Here is an 11,177-nt window from a genome sequence, read left to right as displayed (position 1 = left end):
CGGTCCCCACGGCGAGGCGACGACGTCTGTCGACACCGGTTGAGGACATCCAGCCAGCGTGGCAGCGAAGCAGCAGCCGTGGCCCCGTGATCATCACATTCAGCCGGGCGGTTCGACATCACCCCAGCTCGACCGACGCAGCCTGGGCCGCGGAGCTTCTCTGTCGCCCCCGGCCGGGGTCTCCGGTCAGGGCGCGCCCAGCTCGCAGGCGACCATGCGGAAGCTGTCGACCGGGATCAGCTCCTCCTCCCTCTGCTGCTCACTTCCAGGCGTCCCCCTCAACCACACCTGGCCCTCGCGGAGAGCCTGCAGGTCGGCCCCGAAGAAGACCAGGGCGTCACTCCCCCACCGGGTCGACGAGTAGGAGCTCAAGATGGCCCCCTGGTCCAGGCCGATGCCGAGCTGCTCTGCTCGGCCGACGGACCCGTCCTCCGACAGCTGGACCAGCCGCAGGCCTCCGTCGGCACTGATGGGCCACTCGCCCGTCCGGTCGCCGACCTTCTGGCTCTCCGACCATTCCGCCAGATCGAGCATGTCGGCTTCGCCTTCGCACACCGCCACCGCAGCGGTCACCCGGCCCTCCTCATCGACGGTCAGCCCGATGACAGAACCTGTCTCCGGGCTGCTCATCGAGTTGGCCATCATGAAGAACAGAGGGATGGATGCCAGGCCCAACAGGCCCGTCAGCAGACCACCGACCATGACGACCGTGGCGAAGGCATCGCGCCGCCGGACCTGCGCCGGGGACGGTGACGGACGGACGTACCGACTCGTCCGCTGAGGACGGAGGTCGGCTCCCGGGTCGTCAGGGTGCACCGTCACCATCCCGGGCAGCCAGGCAGGGGCGGGGACCCGTAGACCGTGAGGCTGCGCTGAGCGCCGCCGCCTCTGGCCCGCGGGTGTGTCCCGCCGTGTCGTCCACAGGTGGCCTCGACCGCATGGAAGCCATGGTGCTCGAAGAGGCCTACGCCGCACCGGCATCTGGACGATTCCCTGGACGACGTGCGGGACGGCGCTGGGCCCGCTAGGCCCGGGGGCGGCGGAACATGGCGCGCACGATGGCCGCCCTTCGGGCTCTACGGCTGGCGCGTCGTGCCTGCTTGTCGACGAGCCTCTTGGCGTCGAGCTCCTTCATGCTGATGAAGCTGCCGTGGGTCTGCAGCGGTTCGGCGAGGGCACGGACGTCTGCGTCGGTGAGGGCCACGACGATCGAGTCCGAGCCGTCGTGGAACGTGCCGAAGTCGCGGGAGTCGGGGCCCCAGAGCTCGGCGTTGATCGACCAGGCACCGTAGACGAGGAGCGCCTGCCAGTGCTCGACGTCCAGGAGGTCGAGCACCACAGCCATCCCCGGGTCCTGACGTCCCCGAGTCTGTGTGCGGCCGAGGTCGGTGAGCCACGTCTCGACGTCGAGGACCTCGGGCGGAGCGTCTCGCGTGTAGTCGCTGTACGCGTCCACCTCGGCTCGAACCAGGTGCGGTCGCAGGCGGTTCAGGATGGCCTGGCAGACCACGGTGCCGTCATGCGGGTGCAGCGGCTCCTGCGTGGGTTCGAAGGCGAAGTCCTGCCGCCAGCTCGAGGCCCCACTGCTGCTGGACACGAGCGGGATCATGCCCCGGACGAGGGACCGTTGCCGTCAATTTGTGCTCTCACCCGGAGCGGGCCGGCGGCCGCCGGGGACAAACCTGCAGGTCAGAGGGGAGCTGGCGGCGGGACTCGAACCCGCAACCGCCCGATTACAAGTCGGGTGCGCTACCAATTGCGCCACGCCAGCCGTACCGGGGAGCCCGGCCGGAACAGTGTGCCAGCCCCCGACCTGGGGGATGATGCCCGCGTGACCCAGCGTCGAGGCACGACGGCACAGCCGTCCCCCGGCCCCGTCGGGGCGGGTCGACGACGCCTGCTGGTCGCGTGGGTCGTCCTGCTCGCCGTGGTCGTGCCCGTCGGGTCCGTCCTCGCGCTGCTGCCGCAGGTGGTCGAGACCGGCGAGGTCTCGCACTGGCCCTGGGAGGAGCACGGGTTCTGGGGCTGGTGGCTGGTGCCGCTGGGGCTGTGGCTGTCGGTGGTCCCGGCCGCGCTGCGCCACCGCCCGGCCCGGCCGGGCCGGCTCGGGGTGCTGCTGCTGGTGCTCGCCGCAGGCACCACCCTCGCGCTGCTGTACAACCCGCGCTGAGCCTCCCGCACCGGACCAGGGCCCGGCGCGGGTGGAGGCCTGTCAGACGACGACGTCGCCCTGGTCGCCCGTCTCCTTGCCCAGCGCCTTGGCGGCCAGCTGGAGCAGCGCGCCGACCCGGCCGTGCGGGCCGTCCCAGTACTCGCCGTGGGCCACCGACACCTCGAGCAGGCGCACCTGCGGGTCGTCCGCCCCGTCGAAGTAGGCGGCGGCGCCGGGGTTCCACAGCTCGGCGATGCGGTGCCGGTCGTCCATCACCCGGGCGGTGCCCTGCACGGCGACGTAGGTGTTCTTGGCCGGGTCGGCGAACGTCACCGTGGTGGGCGAGCCGGACAGGTCGAGCGCGGCGACCCAGTCCGCGTGCTCGCTGACCAGGAACGACAGCACGTCGCGGGTCTGGTCGGCCAGCGACAACGGCCGGGCCCGCCAGGTGCCGCTGCTGTCGGCGGTGGCCACCATGGCGATGTTGAGGCCGTCGAGGACGTCGGAGAGGGTGCGCTCGGTGTCGGTCGTCATGACCCCACGCTGTCACCGGCGGGCCGGTGCCGCCTCTCGCCGCAGCCCCCGGCGTGCGCACCGGGCCGACCGGGCGCCCCGGACGACGGCCGGGCGCCTCAGAACACCGGGCCGACCGCACCTCAGAACGCCCGGCCGCACCTCAGAGGCCGGCCGTCACCACGAGCACGGCCGCGACCACCACCAGGCCCGCCAGCCCGGCGAGCACCAGCCGGCCGTTGCGGCTGCGGGCGACCGGCTCGGTCAGGGCCCGGGAGCCCTCGCGCACGGCGGCGCCGCCGGGGCCGTACCACGCCACGACCGCCCCCACCGCGACGGCCGCGGTCAGCACGGGCGGGTCGGTCAGCGTCGCCCGGACCACGGCCCAGTTGTCCCAGGGCCCGTCGCGCAGCAGGACGGCCGCCGCCAGGAGCAGCAGCGGCGAGACCACCAGCGCCCCGACCGCCAGGTACCCGCTGCTGGCCAGCAGCGACCCGACGAGGCGGACGGGGTACATCAGGGTCAGCCCGGTGCGGGCCCCCGCGCCGAGCCGGCCCTCGCGCCACCGGGTCCGCGCCGCCGCCACCCGCGACCACTGCACGGCCCGGGCCAGCGTCACCCAGAGCAGGCCGAGCACCGCGGCCCCCAGCGGGGTCACAGCCGCGACGGCCACCACCACCAGCAGCCCGAGCAGGGTCATGCCGTGGCGTCGCGGCAGCCGCGGGACGGGCGCGTCGCCGTAACCCCGGCTCGGCTGCGCGGGCGGACGACCGTCGGCCGGGCCGGAGCCTGGCACGGCGACGGCCGAGGACCCCGGGAGCACCGCCGCGGGGGCGTCCCGGTACGGCTGCGGCGCGGAACCGACGGACGGCTGCACTGCGGGCTGCACGGCGGGCTGCACGGCGGTGCGGGCCACGTCCGCGGCCGGCGCGGCCACCGGGCCGGGGTCTGCCCGACGCACGGGCGCGGGCGGCGGCGGACGCTCGATGACGCGGGTGGCGGGCGCCTGCGCCGGCCGCCCCGGCTGCGGCCCGGCCGCGGGGCGCCGCTCCGGCCGGGTCGGGTCGGGTCGCGGCTGCTGCGTCGTCGGGTCGGGGGCCGGCGCCGCGTCCGGGCGCGGGGCCTGCGTCGTCGGGTCGGGCCGCGGGGCCTGGGTCGTCGGGTCCGGACGCGGCGCCTGGGTCGTCGGGTCCGGACGCGCGGACTGCCTCGTCGGGTCCGACCGGGCCGGGTCCGGTCGGAGCGCGGGCACCCCGGCGGCCGCCCCGGCGACGACCCCCTCGGCGATGCCGGTGCCCGAGCCCGCGACCGCGCCGACGCCACCGGGCGCGGCCGCCAGCTGCGGGCGGCGACCGGTCAGGCCCGCGACGGCGTCGGCCAGGTCCGCGGGCGAGGGCCGGGCGGCGGGGTCCGGACGCAGCGTCGCGGCCAGCACCCGGGCCAGGTCGGGCTGCAGCCCGTCGAGGTCGGCCGCCCCGCGCCGCACCCGGTCCCACACCGCCTCCATCGGGCCGTTGCGGAACGGCGGCCGGCCCGTGGCGGCGAACGCGACGACCGCACCCCAGCCCCACCAGTCGGCCGCGTTGCCCACGTCGGTGCCGTCCAGGACCTCCGGCGACAGGTAGCCGGGGGTGCCGACCATCAGACCCGTCGAGGTCAGCGACACGTCGTCCAGCGCCCGGGCGATGCCGAAGTCGATGACCACCGGGGAGCCGTCCAGCACCAGCACGTTGCCGGGCTTGAGGTCACGGTGGACCACCCCGACGGAGTGGATGGCCGAGACCGCCTCGAACAGCCCGACGCACATCTCGTGCAGGTCCGCCCCGGTGAGCGGGCCGTCGCGGCGCACCACGGCGTCCAGCGCCTCGCCCGGCACGTACCGCATGACGACATAGGGCAGCTCGGCGTCGAAGTCGGCGTCCAGCACCTCCGCGACCCGGTGGTGGCGGACCTTGGTCAGCGACCGCACCTCCCGGGCCAGCCGGTCGCGGGTCTGCGGGTCGGCGGCCACGTGCGGGCGGACCACCTTGACCGCGACCGCCCGGTCGTCCGGGGCCAGGCCGAGGTGGACGACCCCCATGCCGCCCTCGCCGATGACGCGCAGCAGGCGGTACGGGCCGACGCGTTGCGTCCCGTTCATCGCCACCTCCGCCCGTCCACCCCGCAACGGTACGGCGTGGGCCGTCCGGAGGACGCCGCACGACCACCCGCCGACGGTGCCGTTACCGTCGGGACCATGATGTCGGGGGCGCTGTCCTGCCAAGGGCTGACCAAGCGTTACGGGGCCACGCTGGCCGTCGACCACCTGGACCTGACCGTGCCCACGGGCTCGCTGTTCGGGCTGGTGGGGCCCAACGGCGCGGGAAAGACGACGACGCTGTCGATGGCCACGGGCCTGCTGCGTCCCGACTCCGGCGTGGTGACCGTGGACGGGCAGGACGTCTGGGCCGACGTGCGTCGCGCGCACCGCGTGCTGGGGGTGCTGCCCGACGGGCTGGCCACCATGGACCGGCTCAGCGGCCCCGAGCTCGTCGAGTACACCGGCCGCCTGCACGGGCTGCCCCGGGCCCAGGCCGCGGAGCGGGCGGCCGAGCTGCTGGACGTGCTCGACCTGCCCGATGTCGACCGGACGCTGGTCGTCGACTACTCCGCCGGCATGAAGAAGAAGGTCGGCCTGGCCTGCGCCCTGGTCCACGGACCGCGGGTGCTGGTGCTCGACGAGCCGTTCGAGGCCGTCGACCCGGTCTCCGGCACGACCATCCGGGCCCTGCTCGCCCGGTTCACCGCCGGGGGCGGGACCGTGGTGGTGTCCAGCCACGTCATGGCCCTGGTCGAGCAGCTCTGCGACCACGTGGCCGTCATCGTGGCCGGTCGGGTCGTGGCGGCCGGCACCGTGGACGAGGTGCGCGGCGACGGCACCCTGGAGGAGCGCTTCGTCGCCCTGTCGGGCGGCTCGCGTGAGCTGGGGGGTGGTCTGACGTGGTTGGCGTCCTCGTCCGACTGAGGCTGACGCTGCTGCGCAACCAGGCCGAGGGCGGGACCGAGAAAGTCGTCCTGCTCGTCCTGGGGGTGCTGTTCGCGGCCCTCGTGGCCGCCGGCGCGGCCGTCGCGCTGGTCGGGCTCCGGTTCACCGGGCTCGACCTGGCCGGGGCCGTGGTCACGGTGTTCGGGTCGCTGGCGGTCGTCGCCTGGGCCGCCCTGCCCGTCCTGACCAGCGCGGACGACGTCATGAACGACCCCGTCCGGTTCGCGCTGCTGCCGCTGGCCCCGCGCACCCTGGCCGCGGGCCTGCTCGTCGCGTCGTCCGTCGGGCCGTTCGCCGTGGGAACGCTGCTGGCCACGACCGCCCTGGCGGTCACGTTCGCCCGTGGCCCGCTGCCGGTGGTGTCGGTGCTCGTCGGGCTCGTGGCCGCGGTGCTGGCGACGGCCACCTGCCTGCTGGGCTCGCGGGCGGCGCTGACGTCCGTGGCGTCGGTGCTGGCCGGTCGGCGCGGCCGCGAGGTCAGCGTGGGCGTCGGGGTGCTCGTCATGTCGCTGCTGGGGCTGAGCGGTCCCGCCCTGGCCGGGCTGGGCGAGCGGCTGCAGACCGGGGCCGTCGACGCCGCGGTGCAGGTGCTGGCCTGGACCCCGCTGGGGGCGGTGTGGGCCATGCCGTGGGCCGCGGCCGAGGGCCGCTGGGCGGTGCTGGGCGGTCGCACGCTCGTCGCCGTGGCCACCCTGGCCGGCCTGTGGTGGCTGTACGTCCGGGCCCTGCGGTCGCGGCTGCGGCCCACCGGCGGCCGGGGCCGGGCCCGCGCCACGTCCCGACGCACGGCGGCCGCCCCGCCGTCGCGCTCCCTGCTGCCCGACACCCCTCGGGGGGCCCTGCTGCAGCGCTGCCTGCGCTACTGGGTCCGCGACTCCCGGTACGTCGTCTCCGTCATCGCCCTGCCCGTGGTGGTCGGGCTGCTCGTGCTGCTGCCCGTGCTGACCGACGCCTCCACCGGGGTCTCCCTGGCCGCCGGGCCCGCGCTGGCGCTGCTGCTGTCCTTCACGATGCTCAACGAGCTCGCCTACGACGGCAGCGCGCTGTGGACCACGCTGGCCTCGGCCGCGCGCGGCCGGGACGACCGCAGCGCCCGGGTGCTGGCCCTGCTGGCCTGGGGCCTGCCGGCCACCCTGGTGGTCGCGGTCCTCGGTCCCGTGGTCGCGGGGCGGCCGGAGCTCGCGCCGGCCACCGTGGGGCTGTCGGTGGGGATCCTGCTGGTGGGCAACGGGGTCGCGGCCGTGTCGTCGGTGGCGCTGCCGTTCCCGGTGCCCCCGCCGGGGGCCAACCCGTTCGCCGGCAACCCCGGCTCCAGCACCGCCGCCCTGGTCCAGCAGGGCCTGGCCGTGCTGGCGCTGGTGCCGCTGCTCGCGCCCCTGCTCGGCCTGGCCGTGTGGGCGTGGTTCGTCCCCGCCGTGGGCTGGGCGCTGGTCGTCGTCGGGGCCGGGTACGGCACGGCCGTGTTGGCCGTCGGGGTGCGGGTGGGCGGCGACCTGATGGACCGGCGCGGACCCGAGCTGCTGGCGCGGCTCAGCCGCTGACGTCAGCGGCTCGGCCGTCGCCGCCGGGCTCGTGCACGTGCAGCAGGCAGGCCGCCTGGTGCCCAGGCCCGACGTCCAGCAGGGACGGGTCCACCTGCGAGCACGCGTCGAACGCGCTCGGGCAGCGGGTCCGGAACCGGCAGCCGGACGGGACGTCGGTCGGGCTGGGGACGTCGCCGCTGAGCAGGACGGGCTCCCGGCGTCGTTCGGCGGCCGGGTCCGGCCGCGGCACGGCCGACAGCAGCGCCCTGGTGTAGGGGTGCTGCGGGTCGCTGGTGACCTGCTGGGCGGGGCCGACCTCCACCACGCGGCCCAGGTACATGACGGCGATCCGGTCGCTGACGTGACGCACCGCGGCCAGGTCGTGGCTGACGAACAGCAGGGTCAGGCCCAGGTCGCGCTGCAGCCCGCGCAGCAGGTTCAGCACCTGCGCCTGGATCGACACGTCCAGGCTGGCGACCGCCTCGTCGGCCACGATCAGGTCGGGCTCCCCGGCCAGGGCCCGGGCGATGCCCACCCGCTGGCGCTGCCCGCCCGAGAACTCGTGCGGGTAGCGGCCGGCCGCGTCGGCCGGCAGGCCCACCAGCTCCAGCAGCTCACCCACACGCCGGCGCCGGGACGCCGCGTCGCCGTGCAGCCGGTGCACCACGAGGGGCTCGGCCACCGCGTCGCCGATGCTGCGGCGGGGGTCGAGGCTGGCGTACGGGTCCTGGAACACCATGACGGCCCGGCGGCGCACCGCCCGCAGCCGGCGTCGACCCAGGCCGGTCAGCTCGGTACCGTCCAGCTCGACCGTCCCCCCGGTCGGCTCGACCAGGCGCAGGACGGCGTTGCCGAGCGTGGACTTGCCGCACCCCGACTCCCCCACCAGGCCCAGCGTCTCGCCGCGGCGCACGTCGAGGTCGACGCCGTCGACGGCGCGCACCGGCCGCTTGGCCGAGCCGAAGTGGACCTGCAGGTCGCGGACGCGGACCAGGACAGCGTCGTCCTGGCCCGCGCCGGCGGGTCCTGCGGTGCCACCCGGCGCTGCGGGGCCACCGGGTCCTGCTGTGCCACCCGGTCCTGCGGTGCTCGCGGGCTCAGCCACGGGCCACCTCCTGCGGCTCGGGGGTCTTGGCGGGGACCGGGCAGCGGGTCGCGGCCTCGTGGCCGGGGGCGACCTCGCGCAGCTGCTGCGGCTGCCCGACGCAGTCCGGGTGGGCCACGGGGCAGCGCGGCGCGAACGCGCACCCCGCGGGCGGGTCCACCGGGTCGGGCGGCAGCCCCGGCATGGCCGTCAGGTCGTCCCGGGCGGCGCCGGTGGCCGGGTCGTCGATGTCGGGCAGCGAGGCCAGCAGGCCCCGGGTGTACGGGTGCGTCGGCGCCGCGAACAACGCGTCGGTGGTGCCGGTCTCGACCACGCGCCCGCTGTACATGACGGCCACCCGGTCGGCGATGCCGGCGACCACGCCCAGGTCGTGGGTGATCCAGACCACGGCCGTGCCGTGCTCGTCCTGCAGCCGGCGGACCAGCCCGAGGATCTGCGCCTGCACCGTGACGTCGAGGGCGGTGGTGGCCTCGTCGGCCACCAGGACCGCCGGGTCGTGCGCCAGCGCGATGGCGATCATGACGCGCTGGCGCTGACCGCCCGACAGCTGGTGGGGGTAGGCGCGCAGCGCCCGGTCGGGGTCGGGCAGGCCGACCTCGTCCAGCAGCTGCCGGGCCCGGGCCAGCAGCGCGTCCTTGCCGCGGCGGGCGCCGTCGCGCCCGGCGTGGGCGCGCAGGCCCTCCAGCAGCTGGCGCCGGACGGTGAGGACGGGGTTGAGCGAGACCATCGGGTCCTGGAACACCATGCCCACGCCGGGTCCGCGCAGCGACCGCAGGTCCTGCTCGCTCGCGCCCAGCACCTCGCGCCCGGCCAGCGTGGCCGAGCCCGTCACGGTGGCCGAGGCGGGCAGCAGGCCCAGCACGGCCAGCATGCTCACGCTCTTGCCGGAGCCGGACTCGCCGACCACGGCGAGCGTCTCGCCCGGGTCCACGGCCAGGTCCAGGCCCCGGACCACCCGCGCCGGGCCGCGCGAGGTGGGGAACGACACGTGCAGGTCGCGCACCTGCAGGGCCGGGCCGGCCGCCGGGGCCATCACGCACCCCCCGCCGTCATCAGCGAGCGGCGACGCGGGTTGAGCACGTCGCGCAGCGCGTCACCGAGCAGGTTGAACGCCAGCACGGTCAGGAAGATCGCGAAGCCCGGGAAGAACGCCATCCACCAGGCCTGCTCCAGGAACCCGCGCCCGTCGGACAGCATGTACCCCCACGAGGAGTTGGGCGGCTGCGTACCCAGGCCCAGGAAGCTCAGCGCCGCCTCGGACAGGATCGCGAAGGCCAGGCTGACCGAGGTCTGCACGATGATCGACGGCGCCGCGTTGGGCAGCACGTGGCTGAACAGGATCCGCGCGTCCGGCGCCCCTACCGAGCGCGAGGCCCGGACGTAGACCTCCTCGCTCACCGACAGCACCGCGGCCCGGGTGACCCGGGCGAAGATGGGGATGTAGACGATGCCGATGGCGATCATGGCGTTGCGGGTGCCCGGGCCCAGCAGGGCCAGCACGGCGATGGCCATGAGGATCGCGGGGAACGCGAACAGCACGTCCATCGACCGCATCAGCACCGCGTCCAGCGGCCCGCGGTAGTAGCCGGCCAGCAGCCCGACGAGCACGCCCGCCACCAGCGCGATCCCGACGGCGACGAAACCGACCTGCAGGCTGGTCGAGGCCCCCAGGACGACGCGCTCGAGCACGTCGCGGCCCAGCTGGTCGGTGCCCATCGGGTGCTGCGCCGACGGGGCCAGCAGCCGGTCGGGCACCGACACCTGGTTGGGCCCGCCCGGCACCAGCCAGTCGTCCACCAGCGCCAGCAGCACCACCAGCCCGATGACCAGCAGCCCGAACGCCCCGCCGGGCCGGCGGGCCACCAGGCCCAGGGTGCGCCGGGCCCGCGCCAGGCCGCTCACCGGGTACCCACCCGGGGGTCGAGCGCGGCGTAGGACAGGTCCACCAGCAGGTTGATGAGCAGGAACACCAGCGCGAACAGCAGCACCGCGCCCTGCAGCAGCGGGAAGTCGCGGGCCTGCACCGCCTGCAGGGCGAGCTCGCCGAGCCCCGGGTAGCTAAACACGATCTCCACGACGACCACCCCGGACAGCAGGTAGGCCAGCTGGACGCCGACCACGGTGACGAACGGCAGCAGGGCGTTGCGCATGACGTGCCAGCCCAGCACGGCCGGTCGGGCCAGGCCCTTGGACCGGGCCGTGCGCACGTGCTCGGCGTCGGCCGCCTCCAGCAGGGCGGAGCGGACGAACCGGGTGAGGATGCTGCCGCTGGTCACCCCGACCGTGACGGCCGGCAGCACCACCGACCGGGCCCAGGCCCCGGGGTCCTCGGTCAGCGGCGTGTAGCCGCCGGTGGGCAGGGCCAGCAGCGGGGCGACGAAGACGATGAGCATGATGCCCATCCAGAAGTCGGGGATGCTGATGCCGGCCTGGCTGAACACCGTCGCCACCCCGTCGACGGCGCTGCGGGGGCGCAGCGCCGAGATCGTGCCCAGCGGGACGGCGATGAGCAGCGCGACCAGGATCGACACGACCGCCAGGCTCAGGGTGGCGGGCAGCCGCTCGACGATCAGGGCCGTCACCGGCTCGCCGGAACGGAAGCTGACCCCCAGGTCGCCGGTGAGTGCCGAGCCCGCCCACGTGAAGAACTGCACCAGCACCGGCTGGTCCAGGCCGGCCCGCTCGCGCAGCGCCGCCCCGGCCTCGTCGGTGTAGCGGGTGCCCAGCGCGATCCGCACCGGGTCGCCCGGCACGAGCTGCATCAGCGAGAAGACCAGCACCGCCACCCCGGCCAGCACCACACCGGCCTGCGCCAGCCGGGAGGCGATGTAGGTCTTCACGTCGACGGACCGTCCGGCG

General features: G+C 75.5%; 11 protein-coding genes and 1 tRNA gene. 3 read left to right on the top strand and 9 right to left on the bottom strand.

Annotated elements, in window-relative coordinates:
* Positions 1 to 186: 186 nt before the first annotated feature.
* The 3 genes from SJY06_RS05305 to SJY06_RS05295 all read right to left on the bottom strand — a co-directional run bounded on the left by SJY06_RS05305 (position 187) and on the right by SJY06_RS05295 (position 1,771).
* The gene (locus SJY06_RS05305) at positions 187 to 702 is read right to left on the bottom strand and encodes a hypothetical protein (protein ID WP_380165360.1); all 516 of its coding nucleotides are present in this window, start codon (positions 700 to 702) and stop codon (positions 187 to 189) included.
* Between the two features lie 322 nt (positions 703 to 1,024).
* Positions 1,025 to 1,597, bottom strand: coding sequence for a hypothetical protein (locus SJY06_RS05300; protein ID WP_380165358.1), 573 nt, complete (start codon positions 1,595 to 1,597; stop codon positions 1,025 to 1,027).
* A gap of 101 nt (positions 1,598 to 1,698) precedes the next feature.
* Positions 1,699 to 1,771 (bottom strand) — tRNA-Thr (locus SJY06_RS05295).
* 60 nt (positions 1,772 to 1,831) lie between these two features.
* Here SJY06_RS05295 and SJY06_RS05290 point away from each other — a divergent pair.
* Positions 1,832 to 2,170, top strand: coding sequence for a hypothetical protein (locus SJY06_RS05290; RefSeq protein WP_380165356.1), 339 nt, complete (start codon positions 1,832 to 1,834; stop codon positions 2,168 to 2,170).
* 42 nt (positions 2,171 to 2,212) lie between these two features.
* On the opposite strand, the gene SJY06_RS05285 is transcribed toward SJY06_RS05290, so the two are convergent.
* Both SJY06_RS05285 and SJY06_RS05280 read right to left on the bottom strand, forming a co-directional pair.
* On the bottom strand, positions 2,213 to 2,686 hold the full coding sequence (locus SJY06_RS05285; protein WP_380165354.1) for a pyridoxamine 5'-phosphate oxidase family protein: 474 nt from the start codon (positions 2,684 to 2,686) through the stop codon (positions 2,213 to 2,215).
* A gap of 142 nt (positions 2,687 to 2,828) precedes the next feature.
* Positions 2,829 to 4,805: a protein kinase gene (locus SJY06_RS05280; protein ID WP_380165352.1), complete on the bottom strand. Its 1,977-nt coding sequence runs from the start codon at positions 4,803 to 4,805 to the stop codon at positions 2,829 to 2,831.
* A gap of 96 nt (positions 4,806 to 4,901) precedes the next feature.
* Between SJY06_RS05280 and SJY06_RS05275 the strand changes: the two genes are divergently transcribed.
* Both SJY06_RS05275 and SJY06_RS05270 read left to right on the top strand, forming a co-directional pair.
* Positions 4,902 to 5,669, top strand: coding sequence for an ABC transporter ATP-binding protein (locus SJY06_RS05275; RefSeq protein ID WP_380165350.1), 768 nt, complete (start codon positions 4,902 to 4,904; stop codon positions 5,667 to 5,669).
* A complete protein-coding gene (locus SJY06_RS05270) occupies positions 5,645 to 7,231 on the top strand; it encodes a hypothetical protein (protein WP_380165348.1) in 1,587 nt (528 codons plus the stop codon). The genes SJY06_RS05275 and SJY06_RS05270 overlap by 25 nt, the downstream gene beginning before the upstream one ends.
* Here SJY06_RS05270 and SJY06_RS05265 read toward each other — a convergent pair.
* The 4 genes from SJY06_RS05265 to SJY06_RS05250 are packed head-to-tail and all read right to left on the bottom strand — an operon-like array spanning position 7,221 to position 11,158.
* Positions 7,221 to 8,318: an ABC transporter ATP-binding protein gene (locus SJY06_RS05265; RefSeq protein WP_380165346.1), complete on the bottom strand. Its 1,098-nt coding sequence runs from the start codon at positions 8,316 to 8,318 to the stop codon at positions 7,221 to 7,223. The genes SJY06_RS05270 and SJY06_RS05265 overlap by 11 nt on opposite strands.
* The gene (locus SJY06_RS05260; RefSeq protein WP_380165344.1) at positions 8,311 to 9,351 is read right to left on the bottom strand and encodes an ABC transporter ATP-binding protein; all 1,041 of its coding nucleotides are present in this window, start codon (positions 9,349 to 9,351) and stop codon (positions 8,311 to 8,313) included. The genes SJY06_RS05265 and SJY06_RS05260 overlap by 8 nt, the downstream gene beginning before the upstream one ends.
* Positions 9,351 to 10,220, bottom strand: coding sequence for an ABC transporter permease (locus SJY06_RS05255; protein ID WP_380165342.1), 870 nt, complete (start codon positions 10,218 to 10,220; stop codon positions 9,351 to 9,353). The genes SJY06_RS05260 and SJY06_RS05255 overlap by 1 nt, the downstream gene beginning before the upstream one ends.
* A complete protein-coding gene (locus SJY06_RS05250; protein ID WP_380165340.1) occupies positions 10,217 to 11,158 on the bottom strand; it encodes an ABC transporter permease in 942 nt (313 codons plus the stop codon). Before SJY06_RS05250 ends, SJY06_RS05255 begins: the two co-directional genes overlap by 4 nt.
* Positions 11,159 to 11,177: the final 19 nt, after the last annotated feature.

Origin of the sequence: Jannaschia sp. R86511 (genome assembly GCF_042466345.1) — a bacterium.
In the GTDB taxonomy this organism is placed as follows: domain Bacteria; phylum Actinomycetota; class Actinomycetes; order Actinomycetales; family JBBAYJ01; genus Aquipuribacter.
The sequence above is the reverse complement of the archived record's forward strand: the minus strand, read 5'-3'. Positions and strand labels throughout refer to the sequence as shown.